Raw genomic sequence first — 23035 nt, 5'->3', positions numbered from 1 at the left:
CTCTCCCCTCCCAGCGCTTCAAGCTGCGGGACTGAGACCCCCATGGTTTTCTTGTCATGCTGCTCCAATTTTGTCATTTTCTTATCAAGCCGGCCTCGACAAGATAAGATTACGGCTTATTTTTATCAAATGACGGGATTGCGGTCGCAATCACCTCAGATGACAAGATAGACGCAATTGACCAGATTCGCTGCACCATGACTCCTCCCCCGCTGTCGCCCCGTCATGCAGCCTTGCTGCGCCATGTATTGGATTCTGGTGCGCCCGTTGCGCCGAGTGCGCTTGAGCAGGCTCTGCAAGTCTCCCGGCCCACCATCAACCGGGACCTGCGGGACCTTCTTGCGGCCAGGTTACTGGACAAGCAAGGGGACGGACGCTCGACCCGATACCTGGCCAATGCAGCGGCTGAGGCCGCGCTGGGCGCATTGACGTCTGGCTCCCCGTCGCCAGCAAGGTCTGGAGGCTTTCAATGGTCGGCAGCCGCGCATCCCCTCGTCGAGGCGCTTCTCGCCCCTTTGGGCACCCGCACGCCCGTGGGCTATGACAGCGGGTTTGTGAACAGCTACATCCCGAACCAGTCCAGCCTGCTGCCGCCAAAGCTGGCCACGGACCTGCACAACGCTGGCCGCAGCCAGAACCAGCAACCCGCGGGAACCTACGCGCGGGAGGTGCTCGAGCAATTGCTCATCGACCTGTCCTGGTCGTCATCGCGCCTCGAGGGCAATAGCAAGAGCTTGCTCGACACCAAGGAACTCTTCGAGCTCGGCCAACAGGCGGGACCGCTCGACGAGGACACGCTAATGCTGCTCAACCACAAGAGTGCCATCGAGTTCATGGTCGATGCGGTGCCGACGGAGGGCATCACCGTGCCCGTCATCGTGGACCTGCAGACCAAGCTGATGAGGGACCTCCTTCGAGACGCACGCGATATCGGCAGCATCCGCCGGCGCGTGGTGAACATCGATGGTTCGGTCTACACCCCCAGCATCATTCCTTCGCTCCTGGAAGATACGCTGAACGCCATCGTCAACAAGGTCCGCAGCATCCGCAATCCGGTGGAGGCCGCCTTCTTCCTGTGGGTCAACCTGGCCTATTTGCAACCTTTTGCGGACGGCAACAAGCGCACGAGTCGTCTGAGCGCCAATATGCCGCTCATGCTCTACAACTGCGCCCCGCTGTCCTTTCTGGACGTGGAGCGCTCGGACTACGCGACCGCGATGCTCGGCATCTACGAGCAGCGCAACGTGGCTGCGGCGGTGGACTTGTTCGAGTTCATCTACCGCCGTTCGATTCAGAAGTACAGCGTGCTACGCGCCTCTGTTGCAGCGCCGGACCCGATTCGGACGAAGTACCGACAGACCTTGAACGAGCTGATGCAGTTCGTAGTGTTCCATGGACGAACGCTGGATGCAGCATTTTCCGAGGTACACATCGATGTCGCTGACAGCGTGGCTCTACGCCTCATCGCCAACACCGAACTCGACCAATTGGAGCAGCACAACTGCGCTCGCTACAACCTTGCTCGAGGCATGACACAGCGATGGATAGATGCCGGCCGGCGCAGATGAGATGCAAGGCAGCTTGGCTGGCTGCTTGATTCGGATTGCTCTTGAGGCCCATTCGACTGCCAAGGTTGAGCAAACAGGTACGCCTCGCGGTCAAAATGGACTGAACTTGTAGTCATCCAACAATACGTCTGTCTCATCGAGGTTGCGCACCAACCGGAAGACCTCCCGACCTGCGTGCCGCACACGGACGTCGACAACGTCCTTGGGCACCGCAGAGACCTTGCGCAGCAGCAAAGGCAAGGCTTCGCGCACCGACTCTTCGTCCGGCACCACCACAACCTCTTCCTTTCGCTCGTAACCCGCACCGACCCATCGCATCCAGGCGCAGACGAGTTCGAAAGACTCGACAGGCAAGCTGGGACCCATGCACAGGTGTGTGACCAGGTCCTGCATGAACATTTGCTCGTCACCCTCCCACGCCAAGACCTGGGCCACGAATCGCCTCTGGTAATCATGGCGCATCTCGAGGATGCGCTTGCCCATCAACCCGTAGTCGGCCACTTCGGCAGCAGGGTCGGGGACAGGCTCCGGTTGAGAGGTGGGGCTGGTGGCTGTTTGGTGGTTTTTTGGGCTGGCGGGGGCGGATAAAGCCATTGGGGCGCCACCCACGGAGGTAGCCAAGGACGGGGCCGACACCACTTCGGCCACATCCGCATCGCTGGCCAACCACTCGGCCACCTGAAAAATATCGATGCAACGCTCTGACCCCAGGCGTTTGACCTTGAACGGCAGGTCGTCCTGGCTGAGCAGGTGGGTCACAGCTTTGCGGCTTTTGCCCAACACCTGGGCCAGATCCTCGGCATAAAGGACCAGCCGGTCGGGAAACATCCCCTGCAAATAGGCCAAAACCTGGGTTGGGGTCATCGGGGTCAGAACGAAAAAAAACCACCAGAAAACCACCAGAAGGTGGGTTTTGGTGGCTTTTTTCAACCAGCTTTCGCTATCATCAGCAACTCACGAGCGCTTCGAAAAGCTTGTAAGTTGTTGATTTTATTGGCTTGGCGGAAACGGAGGGATTCGAACCCTCGATGAGGCTCTACACCCCATACTCCCTTAGCAGGGGAGCACCTTCGGCCACTCGGTCACGTTTCCAATCCAACTATTGTAGCCTTATTTTCATGCCGTTTTGGCGAAGTTTCAGGCTGTAGCCTGATCCAGTTCGAAAGCCTTGTGCAGCGTGCGCACGGCCAGTTCCACATACTTTTCGTCGATCACCACAGAAGTTTTGATCTCGGACGTGGAGATCATCTTGATGTTAATGCCCTCTTCGCTGAGTGCGCGGAACATCTTGCTGGCCACGCCCACATGGCTGCGCATGCCGATACCAACGATGCTAACCTTGGCGATCTTGGCGTCGCCCGACACCTCTTCGGCGCCGAGCTTGGGCAACACTTTATCCTTGAGCAAGTCGATGGTGCGCTGGTAGTCGTTGCGATTGACCGTGAAGCTGAAGTCGGTCTTGCCTTCCTTGCCCACGTTCTGAATGATGACGTCCACATCAATGTTGGCATCGGCCACAACACCCAGAATCTGATAGGCGATACCGGGCGTATCGGGCACGCCGATCACGGAAATCTTGGCTTCGTCGCGGGTGAAAGCGATGCCGGATACGACGGCTTTTTCCATTTGTTCGTCTTCCTCAAAGGTGATCAGGGTGCCGGACTTGGCTTCCTCGTTGATGTCGATGTCCCAGGGGGTGAAGCTGGAGAGCACGCGCAGCGGCACCCTGTACTTGCCGGCGAACTCCACCGATCGGATTTGCAGCACCTTGCTGCCCAGGCTGGCCATCTCCAGCATTTCTTCGAAGCTCAGGGTCGCAAGGCGCCGCGCCTCAGGCACCACGCGCGGGTCGGTGGTGTACACGCCATCCACGTCGGTGTAGATCAGGCACTCGTTGGCCTTCATGGCAGCGGCAATAGCCACCGCCGAGGTGTCCGAGCCGCCGCGACCCAGCGTGGTGATGTTGCCCACGCCATCAATGCCCTGAAAGCCCGTGATGATGACGACCTTGCCCGCGTCCAGATCGGCGCGCACGCGCTTGTCGTCAATGGACTCGATGCGCGCCTTGGTGTAGCTGCTGTCGGTGCGTACGGGCACTTGCCAGCCGGCGTAGCTCACGGCCTCCAGGCCCTCGGCCTGCAGCGCAATGGCCAGAAGTGCCGACGAGGCCTGCTCGCCCGTGGCGGCCAGCATATCGAGCTCACGGTGGTAGGCCGAGGTGACGCGCGAGGGCGTGAGCTCCTTGGCCAAGCCTAGCAGGCGATTGGTTTCGCCACTCATGGCGCTGGGCACCACCACCATCTGGTAGCCGGCCCGCGACCACTTGGCCACGCGCTTGGCAACGTTGCGGATGCGCTCGGTGGAGCCCATCGACGTGCCGCCGTATTTATGAACGATCAGTGCCATGGAATATCTGGAATGACGGAACGCTGATGCGCGGCGCTATTACTGAATCTGTTTTGGCGCGCCGCCGGCCCGTGCAGAAAGGAAGTCCAAAACCGGATGATTGTACCAACGCAGTACATCGGCCTCGCGCACCGCGTATCCGCTGCCCACCTTGAGGTGGATGCCGTGCCCGCGCGTGGTACAGGCGGCAATCTGATCCAGCAACGCGCCCAGTTGCGCGGCTGCCGGTGTGGTGGCGTGGCGGGTACGCAGCCAGTGGCGAAGCACGTTGGCCTGGCGGGAGCGGCTCAAGGTGCGCAGTGCGGTGATGCGCGGCGGCTGGCCCACCTGGGCCAGATCGGCTGCAGCCAGCTCTTGCAGCAATTCGCTGGCCTGTGCCGCATGCTCGCAGCTGCGGGCGAAGGTGTCGCGAAACTGCGGAAAAGCCTGCTGCAGGGCCGGCAGCAACTGGTGGCGGATGCGATTGCGCGTGTAGCGCGTGTCCTCGTTGGAGGGATCCTCCACCCAGCACTCGCCTTGGTATATCAGCCAGGCGCGCACATCTGCACCGGCCACACGCAGCAGCGGCCGATGGAAGCACAGGCCACCACGTTGCCACTGCGCAGGCATGGCGGCCAGGCCGGCAACTCCGGCGCCGCGCGACAGCGCCAGCAGCAAAGTCTCGACCTGGTCATCCGCATGCTGCGCAATCGCTATTGATTCGATAGCTGCTCGCGCTTGATTTAGCTGGGCAAGAGCCTCAAAAGCCTTGTAACGCGCTTGGCGAGCGGCGTCCTCGGGACTTTGCCCGCTGGCGTGGCGGGCATCCACCCGTTGCACCGACAGGGGCACCTGCAAGCGCGCGCATAGATCCACGCAATGGTGCTCGAATGCGTCCGCAGCCGCCTGCAGGCCGTGGTGCACGTGAAAAGCGTGCACCTGGCCCGGCCAGCGCCGTGCGCAAGCCAGCAGCAGCGCCGTTGAATCCGCTCCACCGCTCAACGCTACCGCCAGCGGCAGGCGCGGCGCGAAAGCCCGCATGGCTGCGTCGAAGGACTGGGTCATGGGCGCGATGGTGGCATAAAGCGCAACGGCCCCGCAGGGCCGTCGTCGTCAGGTTGGCGCCGGGGCAGCCTCAACGGCTGTCCGCCTTGGTGTCATTGAATCGGCCATAGCTTTGCAGGCGCTCATAGCGGCGGTCCTGCAGCTCCTTGGGCTTGAGGTCGGCCAGCTGGCGATAGGCATCGCCCAGCGCGCGCTTCAAGAAGGCAGCCATCTGCTTGTGGTCACGATGAGCGCCGCCCACGGGTTCGTTGACGATCTTGTCCACCAGGCCCAGCGCCTTCAGGCGGTGCGCCGTGATCCCCATGGCGTCGGCCGCGTCCTGCGCACGGTCACTGGTCTTCCAGAGGATGGATGCGCATCCCTCGGGGCTGATCACCGAATAGATCGAGTACTGCAGCATGATGACCTGATCGGCCACGCTGATGGCCAGCGCGCCGCCGGAGCCGCCCTCGCCAATCACGGTGGTGATGATGGGCACTTCCAGCTGCGCCATCTCGAAGATGTTGCGGCCGATGGCCTCTGACTGGCCCCGCTCCTCCGCGTCCAGGCCGGGGAAGGCGCCAGGCGTATCCACGAAGGTGAAGACGGGCAGCTTGAATTTTTCTGCCGTCTTCATCAGGCGCAGCGCCTTGCGATAGCCCTCGGGTCGGCTCATGCCGAAGTTGCGTGCCGCGCGCTCCTTGGTGTCGCGGCCCTTTTGGTGGCCCAGCACCATGCAGGCGTGGCCGTTAAAACGCGCCAGGCCGCCCACGATGGACTGATCGTCCGCAAAATGGCGGTCGCCGTGCATCTCCACGAAGTCGGTGAAGATCTCGCGCACGTAGTCCAGGGTGTAGGGCCGCTCGGGATGGCGGGCAATTTTCGTGATCCGCCAGGGGCTCAGATCGCTGTAAATGTCCTTGGTGAGCTGCTGGCTCTTTTTGCTGAGCTGGTCGATCTCTTCGGAGATGTCCACCGCACTCTCGTTTTGCACGTAACGCAGTTCTTCGATTTTGGATTCCAGCTCTGCGATGGGCTGCTCGAAATCCAGAAAGGTCTTTTTCGCCAACTTGTTTCTCCTCGGGGCGATGCCCGGTTATGGCCGCCCTGCGTTTGATCAGTAGTCCACCGACAGGGGGGCGAGCGAGCGCCAAATATACCAACTTGCCACGCTGCACCAGGGCTGCCAGGCCTGCGCCACCTCGCGCGCCTCGCTGCGGCTGACGGGGTCGCCCGAAAAATAATGCTGGCTGATGCCCTGGATCAGGGTGGCGTCATCCAGCGGCAGTACGTTGGGCCGCGCCAGATGAAAGATCAGGAACATGTCGGCCGTCCAGCGGCTGATGCCGCGGATGGCGACCAGCTCGGCCGCGATGGCGTGATCGTCCATCTGGTTCCATGCATCGACATGCAGCCGGCCGCTGTCAAAGTGCAGTGCCAGATCCACCAGGTATTCCACCTTGCGCGCCGACAGACCGGCCGCGCGCATGTCGTCCACCTTGAGTTTCAGCACCTCACGCGGCGTCATGGCAATCGGTAGCGCGGCCAGGCGATCCCACACGCGCTGCGCTGAGGCCACCGACACCTGCTGGCCCACGATGAAGCGCGCCAGCGTGGTGAAGGCGTCGCCACGCAGGCTGACCGACACGTCGCCCACCTGCGCAATCAGGCGGCGCATCACGCGGTCTTTGCGGGTCAGATGTTTGCAGGCCTCTTCCCAGTAGCCGGGCTGGACGATCGGAAGCGCCGCACCCGCTATTTTTTTAGTAGCTGCCACCGCTTATTCCATAATGGCTAAAAGCCAATTTGACTCAAAACACATTTATTGCGCCGCTTCCCATGACGTGCCCGCGGCAGAGTCCTTGAGAACGATGCCCTGCGCCAGCAACTCGTTGCGGATGCGGTCGGCCTCGGCGAAGTTCTTCGCTGCCTTGGCTGCCGCGCGCGCGGCAATCTGCGCCGCAATGGCGGACTCATCCAGCCCCGCGCCCGCTTTCAGGAAGGCCTGCGGATCACCCTGCAGCAGCCCCAGGTAGCCGCCCAGCGCCTTGAGCAAGCCTGCGGCATGGCTTGACTGGCTGCGGTTGACCTCACCAGCCAGCTCGAACAGCACGGCCACGGCCTCGGGCGTGCCGAAGTCTTCATCCATGGCAGCCTTGAAGCGCGCGGCGTGGCCGTCAGTCCAGTCCACCTCAACCTGCGCGGGCGTCACCAGGCTGAGCGCGGTGTACAGACGCTTGAGCGCGGCGCGTGCATCGTCCAGATGCACGTTGCTGTAATTCAGCGGACTGCGGTAATGGCTGCGCACCACGAAGAAGCGCACGGTTTGCGCGTCGTACTCTTTGAGCACGTCGCGAATGGTGAAGAAGTTGCCCAGGCTCTTGGACATCTTCTCGTTGTCCACATTGATGAAGCCGTTGTGCATCCACACGCGGGCGAAAGGCTTGCCCGTGGCGCCCTCGCTCTGGGCGATTTCGTTTTCGTGGTGCGGGAACTGCAGATCGGCCCCGCCGCCATGAATGTCAAAGCTCTCGCCCAGCAACGCACAGCCCATGGCCGAGCATTCGATATGCCAGCCTGGGCGCCCCTCGCCAAACGGGCTGGGCCATTTCACGTCGGCTGGCTCGCCGGGCTTGGCGGACTTCCACAGCACAAAGTCCAGCGGATCGTGCTTGCCGTCCTGCACGGCAACGCGTTCGCCAGCGTTGAGCTCATCCAGCGACTTGCCCGACAGCTTGCCGTAGCCCGCAAACTTGCGCACTGCATAGTTCACATCCCCGTTGGCGGCCTGATAGGCCAGGCCCCTGCCCTGCAGCGTGCCGATCATGTCCAGCATTTGCGGCACGTATTCGGTGGCGCGCGGCTCGTGCGTGGGGCGTTCGATGCCCAGCGCGTCGGCGTCCTGGTGCAGCGCGTCAATCATGCGGTCGGTCAAGCTACGGATGGTCTCGCCGTTCTCCACTGCGCGCTTGATGATCTTGTCGTCAATATCGGTGATGTTGCGCACATAAGTCACGGCCAGGCCCGATGCGCGCAGCCAGCGCTGCACTATGTCAAAGGCAATCATGGATCGCGCGTGGCCGAGGTGGCACAGGTCATACACCGTCATGCCGCACACATACATGCGTACCTGACCAGGTTGGAGCGGGGAAAATTCCTCCAGTGCACGCGACAGCGTGTTGTAGATGCGCAAGCTCATGGATGACGGATTCGGGAAATCGGTGAGGTGCCAGGGACAGCGGGCCCCAACGGGGCTGCGTGCGGCGTGCGATGACTCGGGGCGTGGTGCTAGGAACCGGCTTGACGCCGGGGCGGTGGGCCGGCACGACACCCCCCTCCGCTACAATGGCCGGCAGTATAAGCCCGCGCCGCATCCCCGCCGCGCTGCCCAGTCTCTCTACCCCCCCGCCGTCCATGACACCTGCACGCCGACCCGCCTTCCGCTGCCTGCACCTGCTTGCCGCCACCGTGGCGCTGCTTGCAGCCTCCTGGGCCCAGGCGGACGAGTACGCGGACATTGCCCGCCTCATCCAGCAGGGCAAACCTGCCGAGGCGGCTGCGCAGCTGGATCAGCGCCTGACCACCGCGCCGCGCGACCCGCAGCTGCGCTTTTTGCGCGGCGTGGCGCTGACGGACTCTGGCAAACACGCCGAGGCCATCGAGGTCTTCACCAAGCTGACCGAGGAATACCCAGAGCTGCCCGAGCCCTACAACAATCTGGCCGTGCTCTACGCCAGCCAGAACCAGCTGGAGAAAGCCCGCACGGCACTCGAGATGGCGGTGCGCACCAAGCCCGACTACGCCACCGCGCACGAGAACCTGGGCGACATCCATGCCAAGCTGGCCGGCCAGTCCTACTTGCGGGCTCAGCAGCTGGACAAGGCCGTCGCCACGTCGGTGGCGCCCAAGCTCAAGCTGCTGCGCGAGTTGTTTGCTGCCACGGCCAAGCCCGCGGCCCCCAAGGCCGCCGCCCCAGCCAGCCGTTGACGCCGCCCTGCCCCGGCGACGTCCAAGACCGGCTGTAACCCGGCGCACGCAAGCCGCGGCACGCATGGCCGCAGGCCTTTCATGACAAAGGAACCCACTCATGATTTCAAGACGAAACACGGCTCTAGCGCTTGCTGGAATTGCGCTAGCAGCTATTACTACGATAGCACCAGCCCAAACAACCGGCACTGCGACCAAGGTCAAACTGGCGACCAGCATGGGCGATATCGTGGTGCAGCTGGACCCGGTCAAGGCACCCAGGACGGTCGAGAACTTTCTGGCCTACGTGGCTGACAAGCATTACGACGGCACCATCTTTCACCGCGTGATCAACGGCTTCATGATCCAGGGCGGCGGCTTCACCGCCGATATGCAGCAAAAACCCACCACGGCGCCGATCCCGCTGGAAGCCGCCAACGGCCTGAAGAACGACAAATACACCATTGCCATGGCGCGCACGGCCAACCCGAATTCGGCCACGTCGCAGTTCTTCATCAACGTGGCGGACAACGCCAACCTCAATGCACCCCAGCCGGACGGCCACGGCTACGCGGTCTTCGGCAAAGTGATCGACGGCGCGGCCGTGGTGGACAAGATCAAAGCCGTTGCCACCGGCAACCGCGGCATGCACCAGAACGTACCCACCACGCCCGTGGTCATCCAGTCTGCAACCCTGGTCAAGTAACCCTGCAATACCCCACCAAAAGGACACCTTCCATGAGCAACCCGCAAGTCGAACTGCACGTCACCATCAACGTCGCCGAAACCGCCACCCAGGGCGTCATCACCCTGGAGCTGGACGCCGTGAACGCGCCCAAGTCCACCGCCAACTTTCTGAACTATGTGAACAAGGGCCATTACGACGGCACCATCTTCCACCGCGTGATCAAGAACTTCATGATCCAGGGCGGCGGCTTCACGGCCGACATGAAGCAAAAGACCACCGACGAGCCCATCGAAAACGAAGCCTCCAATGGCCTGAAGAACGACAAATACACCATCGCCATGGCCCGCACCGGCGACCCGCACAGCGCCACCGCCCAGTTCTTCATCAACACGGTGGACAACGCCTTCCTGAACCACACCGCGCCGACCGGCCAGGGCTGGGGCTACGCCGTGTTTGGCAAAGTGGTCAAGGGCGAAGACGTGGTCGATGCCATCAAGAAGGTGCGCACCACGCGCAAGGGCTTCCACGACGACGTGCCCTTTGACGCCGTGGTGATCGACAAGGCCGTGGCGCTGTAACCAGCCGCGATGACCGCGTGCATGCCGCAAGCCCTGCCAGCCATGGCCGAGCTGGCCGCGCCAGCCACGTGGCGCGCGGTCGATTTTTTGTCGGATCTGCACCTCGAACCAAGCCAGCCCGCCACGGTGCAGGCCCTGCGGCAGTACCTGGACACCACGCCCGCCGACGCGGTGTTCCTGCTGGGCGACCTGTTCGAGGTGTGGGTGGGCGACGACGCCATCACCGAACCAGGCAGCTTTGAAGGCGCGTGCTGCGACTGGCTCTCGCGCGCGGCGCACACCAGGCCGCTGTACTTCATGCACGGCAACCGCGACTTTCTGGTGGGCAAGGGCTTCACGGGCCGCACCGGCATTGCCGTGCTGGCCGACCCCACGGTGCTCACGTTTGCGGGCCGGCGCTGGCTGCTGTCGCACGGTGATGCGCTGTGCCTTGGCGACGTGGATTACCAGCGCTTTCGCGCCCTGGCGCGCGACCCACATTGGCAGGCCCAGTTGCTGGCGCGCCCGCTGCACGAGCGCCGCGCGCAAGGCCGCAGCGCCCGCAGCGAGAGCGAGGCACGCAAGCAGGCCGGTACGGCGGTCTATGCCGATGTGGATGCCGCCGCCGCCGTACAGTGGCTGCATTCAGCACAGGCCCAGGCGCTGATCCACGGCCACACCCACCTGCCGGCCGACCATGTGCTGGCGCCCGGCCTGACGCGCCATGTGCTGACCGACTGGGATCTGGCCGCCGCGCCGCCGCGTGCCGGGGTGCTGCGCCTGACGTCCCAGGGCTTGCAACGCCTGCCGCTTGCGCCCACATAGCGGCATGCCCCCTGCCTTCCTTGCCCTCCTTGCCTTGTTCCGCCCTCTTGTCCACCTGGCCCGGCGCCTGCACGCACGGGTCGCCCCCGTGCCCGACATTTCTGCGAGCCTGTGGCTGCAGATCCTCCAGCGCCATGCTTTTCTGGCCCGCCTGCCGCTGCACGACCAGGCCAAGCTGCGCGCCCTGGCCGCGCTGTTTCTGCAGCGCAAGCAATTCACCGGCGCGCACGGCCTGGTGGTGACCGACGCCATGGCCGTATCGATTGCCGCGCAGGCCTGCCTGCCGCTGCTGCACTGGGGCGCACCCGCGCGTGCGCTGGACTGGTATGACGACTTCGTGGGCATCGTGGTGCACCCGGCCGAGGCCGTGGCACGCCGCCAGGCCGTGGACGAGGCCGGTGTGGTGCATCACTACCACGAGGTGCTGCTGGGCGAGGCCATGGAGCGCGGCCCCGTCATGCTGTCCTGGCCTGCCGTGGACGGCGCCGGCCAGGCCAGCCAGGGCGGCCACCGGGACGCCACCAGCGTGGTGATCCACGAGTTCGTGCACAAGATCGACATGAAAAACGGCCCTGCCGACGGCTGTCCGCCCCTGCCTGGCGGCTTCATGGGCACGACGAGCGCCCGCGCCGCCCATGCTGCCTGGCGCGCCGCCTGGGAACCGGCGTACGAACAGTTTCGCGAGCAGGTCATCATTGCCGAGCGTTTTGGCGGCCAGTGGCCCTGGCTGGATGCCTACGGAGCCACGGCGCCAGCGGAGTTTTTTGCCGTGGCCTGCGAAGCCTATTTTGTGCACCGCGAGCGTTTCGCCCAGGAGCTCCCCGCGCTGGCGCCGGTGCTGGATGCGTTCTTTCAGCGGCCAGCGCACCCGTAATCCTGTACGCGCCAGCCGCCGCCAGCGCCGTCAGTCAGCAGCAGGTGCGGCGGTCAGCCCCTGCAGCCAGGCCATGCTGTCGCGCAGTTCTTCGGGGCGGATCTCGTGCATGCCCGGATATTCACGGTAGGTCAGCGTCAGCGGCAAGGCTCTTGCGTGGTCGCGAATGGCGTGCGCATTGGGCAGAGGGATCACGTTGTCCTGCACGCCGTGGCTCACCCACAACTGGCGGCCAGTCAGTGCCGTGGCGGGCGCGGCGTGGGCCAGCGCCTGCGCCAGCAGTCGGCTGTGCCAGACCATGCTGGCGCGCAGCAGTTCGGGCCGCGTGAGCAGCAGGGTCAGCGCCATGATGCCGCCCTGGCTAAAGCCGCCCGCCACCACGCGCGCTGCCGGAATACCCAGCTGGCGCGCCGCGGCATCCACAGTCTGCCCTACCAGCGCGCGACTGCGGATTTCTTGTGGTTCGTTGATGCTGCGGGTGCCATCTGGCGCCACGGAAAAGTCGAACCAGGCATTGGCGGTGGGCCCCATGCGGTAGGGCGCGCGCAGGCTCAGCACATGAAACGGCGCAGGCACGTAGGGCGCCAGGCCGAACAGGTCTTGCTCGTTGCTGCCAACGCCGTGCATCAACACCAGCAGCCAAGGTGGGGAAACGCCCGCCCCAGCGGGGCGGTGAAGATAGGCAAGAGGCAGATCCAGCATGGCGATAACAAAAAACAGTCAAGAAAAACTTCAGTCGGCGTGCGCGGGCCTGCCGCGCAGCGCTTTGGTGGCGGACCGCTGGCTCTTGGATTCGAGCCGCCGCAACTTAGAGCCCAGCGTGGGGCGTGTGGCGCGGCGCACCCGCGGCGGGCGGGCCACGCTGTCCACCAGCGCCTGCAGGCGGGCCAGCGCGTCCAGACGGTTGGCCTCCTGTGTGCGGTACTGCTGGGCCTTGATGACCAGCACCCCTTGACGGGTCAGGCGGCTGTCGGGCAGAGCCAGCAGGCGCTGCTTCACATCCTCGGGCAGGGACGATGCAGCGATGTCAAACCGCAGGTGCACGGCGCTCGACACCTTGTTCACGTTCTGGCCGCCCGCACCCTGCGCACGCATGGCGGTAAGTTCAACCTCTGCAGGGTTGACTGGCACAACAGCGGTGCGCTGTGGCAGGTTCATGCCCCCGCTCAGGCAGTGCCTGCCCCTGCCTGCAATGCCGCTTGCAGCGCCTGCATGAAGGCCTGCGGACGCTCGAACTGCACCCAGTGACCCGCGTCCTCGATCAGCTCCATGCCCCGGAAATCCGGCGCCGCGCCGGCATAGGCGCCTTCCAGCGCACCGATCCACTCCTTGTACAGCGCATCGGCGCGGCCGTAGATGGCATGCACGGGGCAGTGCACCTGCGGCAGGGCACGGGCCAGCGCGTCGGTGTGCGCCAGGCGGCGGCGCGGCATGCGGTCGCGCACCACGTTGGCGACATGGGTGCCCAGTGCCAGGCCGCCCAGGTCGTCAATCAGGGCTGCGTCCTTGAGCATCAAGGCCGCCAGGTTGTAGCGGTGCGCTGCCATCTGGGCGTCTTCGGGCAGGTGGCGCCAGGCCTTGAGTTCGAACTGCCGCTGGGGCACCACGCCCATAGCCGGAGCGCCCACCAGCACCAGCTGGCGCGCCAGCTTGGGGTGAGCCGCCAGCAGCAGGCCAGCCGTGAGGCCCCCAAAAGAAAAACCCACCAGGTCGCACGGGCGCGTGCCAAAGAGCATGCGCATGCCGTCCGCCAGCGGCTCCACCAGGGCGTCGGCGTCACCACCCACGGCGGGCGATGCGGAGTCGCCAAAGCCGGGCAAGTCAGGAATCCAAACCTCGCGACCTGCGGCCGCCAGATCATCGATGTTGCGCACCCAGTGCGTCCAACTGCCGCTGCCGCCGTGCAGCAGCACCAGCGGCGGCACGCCATCGCGCGGTGCGCCCCAGACATGCCAGACGGTATCGCCGGCGCCGCAGGGCGTGCCCTCGCGCCGCGCCTTCTGCTGCAGGACCTGCACTTCGGGCGGCAAGGGCAAGGCGGCGAGCGTCTGGGCCTGCAACTTTGCCCGTACCTGCGTCTGCAATTGTTCCTGCGCGATCACCACTGCGCCAGCCCGTCGATGGCCAGGGCGTAGCCCTGCACGCCAAAACCGCACATCACCGCACGGGCGGCGCTGGCCAGGTAGGAGTGGTGGCGAAAGCTCTCGCGCGCATGCACGTTGCTGATGTGCAGCTCTACCAGCGGCACGCCCGTGCCCTTGACGGCATCCAGCAGCGCCACGCTGGTGTGCGTGTAGGCGCCCGCGTTGACCACCACCCCCGCCAGCTGGCCGGCTGCGTGCAGGCGCCCGGCCTCGTGGATCCAGTCCACCAGGGCGCCTTCGTGGTTGCTCTGACGAAACACCAGCGCCAGGCCGTGGCGCGCGCAGGCGGCGGCGCACAGCTGCTCCACATCGGCGAGTGTCTGGGAGCCATACACCTGCGGCTCACGCGTGCCTAGCAGGTTGAGATTGGGGCCGTTGAGAACGTAAACAGTTTTGGACATGGGCTCGTGGCGCGGTTGTGCCCGTCGGAGCGGACCCGCGAGCGCGCATTATCGCGGCCCCGCCCCGATGCAATGGCTACCGTGCGGTGCTGCCGTCAGCGCCAATCGCGATGGCCCCGGTAGTGATTCTGGTGACGGTAGCCGTGCCCATGCCGGTGACCGTGGGCGTGACTCCTGTCCCTGTAATACCCGGGATGCGGCGCCACCACCGCCGGAGGCGCGTAATACACGGGACGCGGCGCGCGGTACACCGGTGGCGCATACACCACGGGCGGCGGTGCGTAATACACCGGGGCCGGCGGGGCGTAGTACACCGGCGCGGCATTGCCCACCCCCACGACGACGCCGGGTACCCCCACGCCGACGGACCAATACACGTCGCTACGCGCCTGCGCGCTGCCAGCGCCCACAAAGAGGGCCAGCGCCATACCGACGGATGCTGCCGAAGCAAACCAAGAGCGATGTCGGGTCATGAAAATCTCCTTTGACTGGGCGCCGGACATGCCCGGGCCTTGAAAAGCGCCTCTCAACGAATGCGCCAGAAAGTAATGACACCCTAACGCGCCACATGCCTGAAAGGATGGCATGAACCAGTGTTCAGCTTGTTTCCGGACGTACCACCGTCGGTGTCCATGAGTAACCGTGGGTAGTCTGCGTGCGGCAGCGCGGCGCGACCTCGCCGGGTCGCGGCATGCCGGGCCCACCGGCGCATGCCGCCTAAAATCCCGCGCATGAGCACCCTCGCAGACAAAAATACCTCCGCAGACGCCAGCAAGCCCAGCAACTTCCTGCGCCAGATCATCGAAGCTGACCTGGCCCAGGGCAAACATGCCCATAACCACTGGGGCGGCAGCCCCGGCGATGCGGCCCACCACGCCACAGGCGCACTGGATCCGGCCCGCATCCGCACGCGTTTTCCGCCTGAACCCAACGGTTACCTGCACGTAGGCCACGCCAAAAGCATCTGCCTGAACTTCGGCCTGGCGCGCGACTACAGCGGCGTGTGCCATCTGCGCTTTGACGATACCAACCCCGAAAAAGAAGACCAGGAATACGTGGACGGCATCATCGATGCCGTGAAATGGCTGGGTTTCGACTGGAAAGACCCGGACGGCCGCGAAAACCTGTACTACGCCAGCAACTACTTCGACTTCATGTACCGCGCGGCCGAATACCTCATAGAGGCCGGCCATGCCTACGTGGACGAGCAGACGCCCGAGGAAATGCGCGCCAACCGCGGCGACTTTGGCAAGCCCGGCGTCAATAGCCCCTACCGCAGCCGCACACCGGCAGAGAGCCTGGCGCGATTTCGCGAAATGCGCGACGGCAAGCTGCCCGACGGCGCCGCCGTGCTGCGCGCGCGCATCGACATGGCCAGCCCCAACATCAACCTGCGCGACCCGGCCATCTACCGCATCAAGCATGCCGAGCACCACAACACTGGCAATCAGTGGTGCATCTACCCCATGTACACCTTCGCGCACCCGGTCGAAGACGCGCTGGAATGCATCACCCACAGTATCTGCACGCTGGAGTTTGAAGACCAGCGCCCGTTCTACGACTGGCTGCTGGATCGCCTGGGCGAAGGCGGCCTGATCGCCCGTCCGCAGCCACGCCAGTATGAGTTCGCGCGGCTCAACCTGACTTATGTCGTCACCAGCAAGCGCAAGCTCAAGCACCTGGTGGACAACGGCATCGTCAGCGGCTGGGACGACCCCCGTATGCCCACCATCGTGGGACTGCGCCGGCGCGGCTACACGCCTGCGTCCATCCAGATGTTCTGCGAGCGCATCGGCGTAACCAAGGACTACAGCTGGATCGACTACGGCACGCTGGAGGGCTGCCTGCGCGAAGACTTGGAACCCAAGGCCCACCGCGCCATGGCGGTGCTGGATCCGCTGCGGCTCACACTGACCAACTGGGCCGAGGTGTTTGGCAGCGACAGCCACCTGGAGGCCTGCAGCCTGCCTGCCCTGCCCCATGCGCCCGAAGGCGAGGCCGTGCCCGAGCGCCACTTCACCCTGGGCTGCGAGGTCTGGATTGAGCGCGAGGATTTCGCCGAAGTGCCGCCAAAGGGCTACAAGCGCCTCTTCCCGGGTAATAAGGTGCGCCTGAAGGGCGGCTACGTCATCGAGTGCACCGGCTGCGAGAAGGACGCCAGTGGCAACGTCACCCGCGTGCTGGCCACCGTGGTGCCCGATACCAAAAGCGGCACCCCCGGTGCAGACAGCGTCAAGGTAAAGGCCGCCATTACCTGGGTGGGCGCGGCCGACTGCGTTCAGGCAGAAGTGCGCCTTTACGACCGCCTGTTCACCGACGCCCAACCCGACGCGGGCGGCAAGGACTTCCTGGAATTGCTCAACCCTGACAGCCTGAAGGTGGTGACTGCCTACGTTGAGCCGTCTCTGGCCAATGCACAGCCCGACGACAAGTTCCAGTTTGAGCGCTTCGGCTACTTTGTGGCCGACCGCAAGGAGCACAGTGCCGCGCATCCGGTGTTCAACAAGATCACCGGGTTGAAGGACAGCTGGGCCAAGTAAGCACTGGGCGCAACCCATGGTTCGCCCCGGTGGGCGCTGGCGCGATGGCGACTACCATCGCCCGACCACCCCCCACAAGGACATACCATGCGCCGCCACCTGCCCCATGGCCGATTCACAGCCCTCACCGCCTGCGTAGCCGCAGCGCTGCTGACCGCCTGTTCCAGCGCGCCGACGCGCCTTCAGTACCAGATACCCCAGCAGCCCGAGGGCTCATCGGGCCATACCGATAAACCCGGCTGGGCCGCCGAGCGCTTTGCCGTGGCGGCCGCCAATCCGCTGGCTACCGACGCTGGCTACCAAGTGCTCAAGGCCGGCGGATCAGCCATTGATGCAGCCATCGCAGTGCAGATGGTGCTCACGCTGGTGGAGCCGCAGTCCAGCGGCATCGGCGGCGGTGCCTTTTTACTGCATGCCGCGGGCAACCGGGTAGAGGCCTATGACGGACGCGAAACAGCCCCCGCCGCCGCCACGCCGGACTTGTTCATCGGTGCCGACGGCAAGCCCCTGGCCTTTCACGACGCGGTGGTGGGCGGGCGCTCGGTCGGCGTGCCGGGCACGGTACGCATGCTGGAGCAGGCCCACCGCGAACACGGCGCGCTGCCCTGGGCGGCACTGTTTCAGCCCGCCATCCAACTTGCCGAGCAAGGCTTCAACGTCAGCGCACGCCTGAATGCGTTGCTGTCCAACGAAAAATTTCTGGCCCAAGACCCAGTGGCGCGCGCCTATTTTTTTGACCCCGACGGCAAACCCTGGCCGGTGGGCCACACGCTGCGCAATCCCGAGCTGGCAGTCGTGCTGCGCGCCATTGCCAAGGATGGCTCCAGGGCGTTGCTGGAGGGAGATGTAGCCCAGGCCATCGTTGCCAAAGTCCAGAGCCACCCCATCAACCCGGGGCGCCTTGCCCTGGCCGACTTGTCAGGCTACCAGCCCAAGAAACGCGACGCCCTGTGCTTTGACCACCAGGCGGGCGCAAGGGATTTGCGCATCTGCGGCTTTCCGCCGCCCAGCTCCGGCGCCATTGCCGTGGGGCAAATCCTGGGTATCCTGAACCACACCGGCGCCTCGGCCCTGGCATTGCAAGACGGCCCCCAGGGCCCCGCGCCCAGTGCCGATTGGCTTTATCTGTACAACGAGGCAGCGCGCCTGGCGTTTGCCGACCGCGCCCAGTACGTGGCAGACCCGGACTTTGTGCGCCCGCCGGCCGGCACCTGGATGAGCCTGCTGGACCCCGCCTACCTCGCCAGCCGCGCGCTCCTCATCGGGCCGCACAGCATGAAGGTGGCCCAGCCCGGTACGCCCGGCGGCGTGCAGACCGGCATGGCCCCCATGCCAGACCAGCCAGAGTTCGGCACCAGCCACATCAGCGTGGTCGATGCGCGGGGTAACGCTGTCGCCATGACGACCACCATCGAAGACCAGTTCGGCTCGCGCCAGATGATCAGCACCAGCAGCGCGCGCAGCGGCGGTTTTCTGCTCAACAACGAGCTGACCGACTTCAGCTTTGCACCGCGAGATGCCCAAGGCCGCCCCATCGCCAACCGGGTGGAGCCGGGCAAGCGACCCCGCTCGTCCATGGCGCCCACGCTGGTGTTTGACAAGGCTTCAGGCCAATTGCTGATGAGCGGCGGCAGCCCCGGCGGCGCGCTGATCATCCACTACACCGCCAAGACGCTCCATGGCATTTTCAACTGGGGCCTGACGCCGCAGCAGGCCATCGACCTGCCCAACTTCGGCAACCTCAACGGCCCCACCCTGCTGGAAGAAAAGCGCTTCACCCCTGCCACGCTGGAGAGCCTGCGCGCGCGCGGCGCAGAGGTGCGCGAGATGAACATGACCAGCGGCCTGCAGGCCATCACGCGCGGCCAGGTGCACGGCAAGCCCATGTGGCTGGGCGGCGCCGACCCGCGGCGCGAAGGCGTGGTGATGGGCGATTGAGCGTCCAGACATGGACGAATGCGTGTTTTCGTGGCACCCGGGCGTCAGCCACCAACGTGGCTGCAGATCACCAGGTTACGACACAAGGCCCCGCGACTTCGTAAAATGCCGTCTTTGTAAAAACGTGTGCTAGGCACTGCGCCTGCGCTTGCCGTCCGCGGCGGCATCCACGTTCTGTGCATGTTTCTGGCCCGCATCACCCTCTCGCGTGCTGCCAGGCATGCGCAACCAGCCCTCTTCTTGGAGACTCCATGCAGGCTTTACTTTCACTGTCGCGTGCCATCGACAGGCTTAACGCGTTCGTCGGCAAATATTCCATCTGGCTCATCTTTGCCGCGACCTTCATCAGTGCCGCCAATGCCATCGTGCGCAAGGCGTTCGACACCAGCTCCAATGCTTTCCTCGAAGTGCAGTGGTATCTGTTTGCCTGGTCTTTTCTGATCGCCGCGGGCTACACCTTGCTGCACCGTGAGCACGTGCGCATCGACGTACTCAACAGCCGCCTGTCCAAAAAAGCCCAAGTGTGGATCGACATCATCGGCTTTGCTTTCTTCCTGACGCCGCTGTGCATCACCATCCTGGTGCTGTCCATGCCCGAGCTCATTCAAAAGTACCAGTCCGCTGAAATGTCGGGCAACCCCGGCGGCCTGATCCGCTGGCCTGTCTGGGCGGCCATTCCGGTGGGCATCACGCTGCTGATGCTGCAGGGCTGGTCCGAGCTCATCAAGCGCATTGCCTTCCTGGCCGGCAAGGGCCCCGACCCCATGGGCAAGCTGGTGGACAAGAGCGCCGAAGAAGAACTGATGGAGGCGCTGCGTGCCGCCGAAGAAGCCAAAAAGCCCGCCACTGCGGCACCTCATTGAATAACCCGCAGGAGCGCATCTCTCATGGAATTCATCGCTACCAACTTCGCCCCCATCATGTTCGGGGGGTTGATCATTTTTCTGCTGCTGGGTTTTCCCGTCGCCTTCAGCCTGGGCGCTTGCGGCCTGCTGTTTGGCCTGCTGGGGATCGAGATGGGCGTTTTCCCCTCGTCGGTAATAGCCTGGCTGCCCCAGCGCCTGATTGGCATCATGGCCAACGATACGCTGCTGGCGGTTCCGTTCTTCACCCTGATGGGCTTGATCATGGAACGCAGCGGCATGGCCGAGGACTTGCTGGATACCGTGGGCCAGGTGTTCGGCCCGATGCGCGGCGGCCTGGCGCTGGCCGTGATCTTCGTGGGCGCGCTGCTGGCGGCCACCACGGGCGTGGTGGCCGCGTCGGTCATCTCGATGGGCCTGATCTCGCTGCCCATCATGCTGCGCTACGGCTATGACCGGCGCCTGGCCAGCGGCGTGATTGCCGCATCCGGCACGCTGGCCCAGATCATTCCGCCCTCGCTGGTGCTGATCTTGATGGCCGACCAGCTCGGCCGCAGCGTAGGCGAGATGTACAAGGGCGCCTTCGTGCCCGCCTTCATGCTGGTGGGTCTGTATGTGCTGTGGGTGGTCATCCTGGCCATCTTCAAACCCCAGTCCGTTCCTGCACTGCCGCCCGAGGCACGCGTCTATCGGGAAGACGACGGCGGCTGGGGCTACACCTCGCTGGCCGTGGTGATGGCGATCTCCACGGCCGCATCCATTTTCCTGGCCACCCACATGGCCGACGTGCACACCTGGTGGACTGGCACCGAAGTGCTGGACGTGCCGACGGACGAGAAAGTCGTCACTGCCATGTGCGGCGGCACCTTCATCGCCTTCGTGATCGCCAGCATCAACCGCGTGCTGAAGCTGGGCCTGCTGTCGCGCCTGGCCGAGCGCGTGACTTTTGTGCTGATCCCGCCACTGCTGCTGATTTTCCTGGTGCTGGGCACCATCTTTCTGGGCATTGCTACGCCCACCGAGGGTGGCGCCATGGGTGCCATGGCAGCGCTGGTTCTGGGTTTTGCGCGCAAGCGGCTGGACATGCCTTTGCTCAAGCAGGCACTGGGCGCCACTACACGTCTGGCCAGCTTCGTGATGTTCATCATGATCGGCGCCACCACCTTCAGCCTGGTGTTCCAGGCAGCCGACGGCCCGAAGTGGGTGGAACACCTGCTGGCCAGCCTGCCCGGCGGCCAAATCGGCTTTCTGATCGTGGTGAACCTCATGATCTTCTTCCTGGCGTTCTTCCTCGACTATTTCGAGCTGTCCTTCATCGTCGTGCCGCTGCTGGGGCCTGTTGCCGACAAGCTGGGCATCGACCTGATCTGGTTCGGCGTGCTGCTGGCCATGAACATGCAAACCTCGTTCATGCACCCGCCCTTCGGCTTCGCCCTGTTCTTCCTGCGCTCGGTGGCCCCGGACAAGCCTTACGTGGACCGCGTGACGCACAAGGTGATCCAGCCCGTGACCACCATGCAGATCTACAAAGGCGCGATTCCCTTCGTGCTCATCCAGCTCATCATGGTCAGCATGCTGATCGCCTTCCCATCGCTGGTGACAGGCAGCCTGGATAAGAAGGTGGAAGTGAACATGGAAGCCGTAGGCGCACAGATGATGGATGCGCTGAAAAACGAGCAGGGCTACAAAGAACAGGGCTACGGCGCTGCGACCAACGACCCCTTCGCCACCCAGCCTGCCGAAGGTGCACAGCCGGCACCCGCAGACGGCGCATCCGCACCGGATGACGGGGGTTATGGCTCTGACGACCCCGCCAAGGCGTTGCAAGACGCCCTGGGCACGGGCAACAAATAAACGTCCGCGCGCCTTCGCCTTGCCCTGAAAGCCCCGGTTCACCGGGGCTTTTTCTTGGCCGCAACAAGCGGAGCAGGCAACAAAAAAGCCGCAGAAACTGCGGCTTGTGGGATGGCCAGAGGGCCGACGGCGGCCGCCTTGCGGGCGGCCTGCTGCGCTATCAGATCTTCACGCCGTTCATGTACTGGTTGAACGGGAACTCCGAGAAGCGGTTCCACAGAATCTGGTCGCGCTGGAAAGCACGCATGTCCTGGTGGATCTTCTTGAACTCGGGCGACTTGGCCTCGTGCTCGGCAAACACTTCCATCGAGGCCTTGAAGCCAGCGTCCATGATGGCCTTGGGGAACGCCCTGAGCTGCGTCTTGTTGGCCACCAGGTTCTTGATGGCGCGTGGGTTGAAGACCTGGTACTTGGAAGTCATGTCGGCAGCGGCCACGCGGGTGGCGGCGTCCAGGATGGCCTTGTTCTCTGCCGACAGGGCGTTGTACTTCTTGATGTTGATGAAGAACTCCAGGTCGGCAGAACCTTCCCACCAGCCCGGGTAGTAGTAATAAGGCGCCACCTTGTTGAAGCCCAGCTTTTCATCGTCATAGGGGCCGACGAACTCCACGGCGTCCAGCGTGCCCTTTTCCAGCGCCTGGTACACGTCACCAGCCGGCATGTTCTGCGACACCACGCCCAGCTTGGCCATGGCTTCGCCGAACACGCCGCCGCCCAGGCGCATCTTCAGGCCCTTGAGGTCGGCCACGGTCTTGATTTCCTTGCGATACCAGCCACCCATCTGGGTGGTGGTGTTGCCGGCGCTGGCGGTCTTGAAGTTGTATTTCTCGAAGAAAGCATCCAGGTACTTGCGGCCGTTGCCGTAGTCCTTCCAGGCAGCCATTTGCAGCGTAGTCAGGCCAAAGGGCACGGCGCAGCTGAAGGCAAAGACGGGATCCTTGCCGGTGAAGTAGTAAGCGGCCGTCTGCGCCATGTCGATGGTGTCGCCCTGCAGCGCATCCACCACGCCAAAAGCAGGCATCAGCTCGCCAGCGGGGTGCACCGAGATTTCAAACTTGCCGCCCGACATGGCCTTGACCAGCTGGGACATTTTTTCTGCGCTGCCAAAGATCGTGTCCAGCGACTTGGGGAAGCTGGAGGCGAGGCGCCAGCGAACGGCGGCCTGGGCATGAACTGCGGGTGCAACACCGGCGGCGAGCACACCAGCCAAACCGGCCTGCTTGATGATTGAGCGACGATCCATGGGCAAATTCTCCGAAGTGATGAAGCAAAAATAACCTGTTCGAGTGTACGCCCCGCCGGGCCACAACAAAGACAGGTCAACGATTGTAAAAATCCGGGTGCCGGCGTGGCCACCGGGGTTGCACTGAGAGCGCCAGCATGCGTGC

22 protein-coding genes and 1 tRNA gene are annotated in these 23035 nt (G+C 64.2%); 10 read left to right on the top strand and 13 right to left on the bottom strand.

Annotated elements, in window-relative coordinates; all coding sequences use genetic code 11:
- The first annotated feature begins 197 nt into the window (after positions 1-197).
- Positions 198-1568 carry a Fic family protein gene (locus tag AB7E35_RS01680; RefSeq protein WP_428166948.1) on the top strand — a complete coding sequence of 457 codons (1371 nt, stop codon included), beginning with the start codon at positions 198-200 and terminating at the stop codon, positions 1566-1568.
- A 90-nt stretch (positions 1569-1658) separates the two neighbouring features.
- Here AB7E35_RS01680 and AB7E35_RS01675 read toward each other — a convergent pair whose 3' ends face one another.
- The 7 genes from AB7E35_RS01675 to cysS all read right to left on the bottom strand — a co-directional run bounded on the left by AB7E35_RS01675 (position 1659) and on the right by cysS (position 8196).
- Positions 1659-2498 (bottom strand): hypothetical protein, encoded by an 840-nt coding sequence (locus AB7E35_RS01675; protein WP_428166947.1) that lies wholly within the window; start codon positions 2496-2498, stop codon positions 1659-1661.
- A 69-nt stretch (positions 2499-2567) separates the two neighbouring features.
- Positions 2568-2660, bottom strand: a tRNA-Ser gene (locus tag AB7E35_RS01670).
- Positions 2661-2705: 45 nt separating this feature from the next.
- Positions 2706-3974 (bottom strand): aspartate kinase, encoded by a 1269-nt coding sequence (locus AB7E35_RS01665; RefSeq protein ID WP_428161983.1) that lies wholly within the window; start codon positions 3972-3974, stop codon positions 2706-2708.
- Positions 3975-4013: 39 nt separating this feature from the next.
- Positions 4014-5018 (bottom strand): tRNA lysidine(34) synthetase TilS, encoded by a 1005-nt coding sequence (gene tilS / locus AB7E35_RS01660; RefSeq protein ID WP_428161984.1) that lies wholly within the window; start codon positions 5016-5018, stop codon positions 4014-4016.
- A 70-nt stretch (positions 5019-5088) separates the two neighbouring features.
- Entirely contained in the window at positions 5089-6066 is a 978-nt protein-coding gene (locus tag AB7E35_RS01655) for an acetyl-CoA carboxylase carboxyltransferase subunit alpha (RefSeq protein WP_428161985.1), read from the bottom strand.
- Between the two features lie 48 nt (positions 6067-6114).
- The gene (locus tag AB7E35_RS01650; protein WP_428161986.1) at positions 6115-6774 is read right to left on the bottom strand and encodes a DNA-3-methyladenine glycosylase family protein; all 660 of its coding nucleotides are present in this window, start codon (positions 6772-6774) and stop codon (positions 6115-6117) included.
- Between the two features lie 45 nt (positions 6775-6819).
- On the bottom strand, positions 6820-8196 hold the full coding sequence (cysS, locus tag AB7E35_RS01645) for a cysteine--tRNA ligase (RefSeq protein ID WP_428166946.1): 1377 nt from the start codon (positions 8194-8196) through the stop codon (positions 6820-6822).
- A 215-nt stretch (positions 8197-8411) separates the two neighbouring features.
- Here cysS and AB7E35_RS01640 point away from each other — a divergent pair, with 215 nt between their 5' ends.
- The 5 genes from AB7E35_RS01640 to AB7E35_RS01620 all read left to right on the top strand — a co-directional run bounded on the left by AB7E35_RS01640 (position 8412) and on the right by AB7E35_RS01620 (position 11907).
- Positions 8412-8984, top strand: a complete 573-nt coding sequence (locus tag AB7E35_RS01640) for a tetratricopeptide repeat protein (protein ID WP_428161988.1) — start codon at positions 8412-8414, stop codon at positions 8982-8984.
- 100 nt (positions 8985-9084) lie between these two features.
- Positions 9085-9669 carry a peptidylprolyl isomerase gene (locus AB7E35_RS01635; protein ID WP_428161989.1) on the top strand — a complete coding sequence of 195 codons (585 nt, stop codon included), beginning with the start codon at positions 9085-9087 and terminating at the stop codon, positions 9667-9669.
- 32 nt (positions 9670-9701) lie between these two features.
- Positions 9702-10229 (top strand): peptidylprolyl isomerase, encoded by a 528-nt coding sequence (locus tag AB7E35_RS01630; protein ID WP_428161990.1) that lies wholly within the window; start codon positions 9702-9704, stop codon positions 10227-10229.
- Between the two features lie 21 nt (positions 10230-10250).
- Positions 10251-11033, top strand: coding sequence for a UDP-2,3-diacylglucosamine diphosphatase (locus AB7E35_RS01625; protein ID WP_428161991.1), 783 nt, complete (start codon positions 10251-10253; stop codon positions 11031-11033).
- 4 nt (positions 11034-11037) lie between these two features.
- Positions 11038-11907 carry a zinc-dependent peptidase gene (locus AB7E35_RS01620; protein WP_428161992.1) on the top strand — a complete coding sequence of 290 codons (870 nt, stop codon included), beginning with the start codon at positions 11038-11040 and terminating at the stop codon, positions 11905-11907.
- Between the two features lie 30 nt (positions 11908-11937).
- On the opposite strand, the gene AB7E35_RS01615 is transcribed toward AB7E35_RS01620, so the two are convergent.
- The 5 genes from AB7E35_RS01615 to AB7E35_RS01595 form a co-directional block, all read right to left on the bottom strand.
- Complete coding sequence (locus AB7E35_RS01615) at positions 11938-12609, bottom strand: alpha/beta hydrolase (RefSeq protein ID WP_428161993.1); 672 nt, start codon at positions 12607-12609, stop codon at positions 11938-11940.
- 30 nt (positions 12610-12639) lie between these two features.
- Positions 12640-13065: an alternative ribosome rescue aminoacyl-tRNA hydrolase ArfB gene (gene arfB, locus AB7E35_RS01610; protein WP_428161994.1), complete on the bottom strand. Its 426-nt coding sequence runs from the start codon at positions 13063-13065 to the stop codon at positions 12640-12642.
- Positions 13066-13073: 8 nt separating this feature from the next.
- Complete coding sequence (locus AB7E35_RS01605) at positions 13074-14006, bottom strand: alpha/beta fold hydrolase (RefSeq protein WP_428166952.1); 933 nt, start codon at positions 14004-14006, stop codon at positions 13074-13076.
- On the bottom strand, positions 14006-14452 hold the full coding sequence (gene aroQ / locus AB7E35_RS01600; protein WP_428161996.1) for a type II 3-dehydroquinate dehydratase: 447 nt from the start codon (positions 14450-14452) through the stop codon (positions 14006-14008). The genes AB7E35_RS01605 and aroQ overlap by 1 nt, the downstream gene beginning before the upstream one ends.
- 95 nt (positions 14453-14547) lie before the next feature.
- A complete protein-coding gene (locus AB7E35_RS01595; protein ID WP_428161997.1) occupies positions 14548-14925 on the bottom strand; it encodes a hypothetical protein in 378 nt (125 codons plus the stop codon).
- A gap of 258 nt (positions 14926-15183) precedes the next feature.
- On the opposite strand from AB7E35_RS01595, the gene AB7E35_RS01590 reads away from it, so the two are divergent.
- From AB7E35_RS01590 to AB7E35_RS01575, 4 genes are all read left to right on the top strand, one after another.
- On the top strand, positions 15184-16992 hold the full coding sequence (locus tag AB7E35_RS01590) for a glutamine--tRNA ligase/YqeY domain fusion protein (protein WP_428161998.1): 1809 nt from the start codon (positions 15184-15186) through the stop codon (positions 16990-16992).
- A gap of 87 nt (positions 16993-17079) precedes the next feature.
- Complete coding sequence (locus tag AB7E35_RS01585; RefSeq protein ID WP_428166945.1) at positions 17080-18930, top strand: gamma-glutamyltransferase family protein; 1851 nt, start codon at positions 17080-17082, stop codon at positions 18928-18930.
- 251 nt (positions 18931-19181) lie between these two features.
- Positions 19182-19793 (top strand): TRAP transporter small permease subunit, encoded by a 612-nt coding sequence (locus AB7E35_RS01580; protein ID WP_428166944.1) that lies wholly within the window; start codon positions 19182-19184, stop codon positions 19791-19793.
- 24 nt (positions 19794-19817) lie between these two features.
- Positions 19818-21647 (top strand): TRAP transporter large permease, encoded by a 1830-nt coding sequence (locus tag AB7E35_RS01575; RefSeq protein WP_428166943.1) that lies wholly within the window; start codon positions 19818-19820, stop codon positions 21645-21647.
- Positions 21648-21807: 160 nt separating this feature from the next.
- Here AB7E35_RS01575 and AB7E35_RS01570 read toward each other — a convergent pair whose 3' ends face one another.
- Positions 21808-22890: a TRAP transporter substrate-binding protein gene (locus AB7E35_RS01570; protein WP_428162002.1), complete on the bottom strand. Its 1083-nt coding sequence runs from the start codon at positions 22888-22890 to the stop codon at positions 21808-21810.
- Positions 22891-23035: the final 145 nt, after the last annotated feature.

The organism is Diaphorobacter sp., assembly GCF_050251835.1.
Taxonomy (GTDB): Bacteria; Pseudomonadota; Gammaproteobacteria; order Burkholderiales; family Burkholderiaceae_C; genus JBFXIE01.
Note: the sequence above shows the minus strand (reverse complement) of the source record. Positions and strands in the feature narration are given on the sequence as shown.

Excerpts from the sequence above, each read along its gene's own strand:
- aroQ (WP_428161996.1), bottom strand. The coding sequence starts at position 14,452 with ATGTCCAAAACTGTTTACGTTCTCAACGGCCCCAATCTCAACCTGCTA.
- AB7E35_RS01635 (WP_428161989.1), top strand. The coding sequence starts at position 9,085 with ATGATTTCAAGACGAAACACGGCTCTAGCGCTTGCTGGAATTGCGCTA.
- AB7E35_RS01595 (WP_428161997.1), bottom strand. The coding sequence starts at position 14,925 with ATGACCCGACATCGCTCTTGGTTTGCTTCGGCAGCATCCGTCGGTATG.
- AB7E35_RS01575 (WP_428166943.1), top strand. The coding sequence starts at position 19,818 with ATGGAATTCATCGCTACCAACTTCGCCCCCATCATGTTCGGGGGGTTG.
- AB7E35_RS01625 (WP_428161991.1), top strand. The coding sequence starts at position 10,251 with ATGCCGCAAGCCCTGCCAGCCATGGCCGAGCTGGCCGCGCCAGCCACG.
- tilS (WP_428161984.1), bottom strand. The coding sequence starts at position 5,018 with ATGACCCAGTCCTTCGACGCAGCCATGCGGGCTTTCGCGCCGCGCCTG.
- AB7E35_RS01640 (WP_428161988.1), top strand. The coding sequence starts at position 8,412 with ATGACACCTGCACGCCGACCCGCCTTCCGCTGCCTGCACCTGCTTGCC.
- AB7E35_RS01620 (WP_428161992.1), top strand. The coding sequence starts at position 11,038 with ATGCCCCCTGCCTTCCTTGCCCTCCTTGCCTTGTTCCGCCCTCTTGTC.
- arfB (WP_428161994.1), bottom strand. The coding sequence starts at position 13,065 with ATGAACCTGCCACAGCGCACCGCTGTTGTGCCAGTCAACCCTGCAGAG.
- AB7E35_RS01570 (WP_428162002.1), bottom strand. The coding sequence starts at position 22,890 with ATGGATCGTCGCTCAATCATCAAGCAGGCCGGTTTGGCTGGTGTGCTC.
- AB7E35_RS01680 (WP_428166948.1), top strand. The coding sequence starts at position 198 with ATGACTCCTCCCCCGCTGTCGCCCCGTCATGCAGCCTTGCTGCGCCAT.
- AB7E35_RS01585 (WP_428166945.1), top strand. The coding sequence starts at position 17,080 with ATGCGCCGCCACCTGCCCCATGGCCGATTCACAGCCCTCACCGCCTGC.
- AB7E35_RS01630 (WP_428161990.1), top strand. The coding sequence starts at position 9,702 with ATGAGCAACCCGCAAGTCGAACTGCACGTCACCATCAACGTCGCCGAA.
- AB7E35_RS01580 (WP_428166944.1), top strand. The coding sequence starts at position 19,182 with ATGCAGGCTTTACTTTCACTGTCGCGTGCCATCGACAGGCTTAACGCG.
- cysS (WP_428166946.1), bottom strand. The coding sequence starts at position 8,196 with ATGAGCTTGCGCATCTACAACACGCTGTCGCGTGCACTGGAGGAATTT.
- AB7E35_RS01615 (WP_428161993.1), bottom strand. The coding sequence starts at position 12,609 with ATGCTGGATCTGCCTCTTGCCTATCTTCACCGCCCCGCTGGGGCGGGC.
- AB7E35_RS01590 (WP_428161998.1), top strand. The coding sequence starts at position 15,184 with ATGAGCACCCTCGCAGACAAAAATACCTCCGCAGACGCCAGCAAGCCC.
- AB7E35_RS01665 (WP_428161983.1), bottom strand. The coding sequence starts at position 3,974 with ATGGCACTGATCGTTCATAAATACGGCGGCACGTCGATGGGCTCCACC.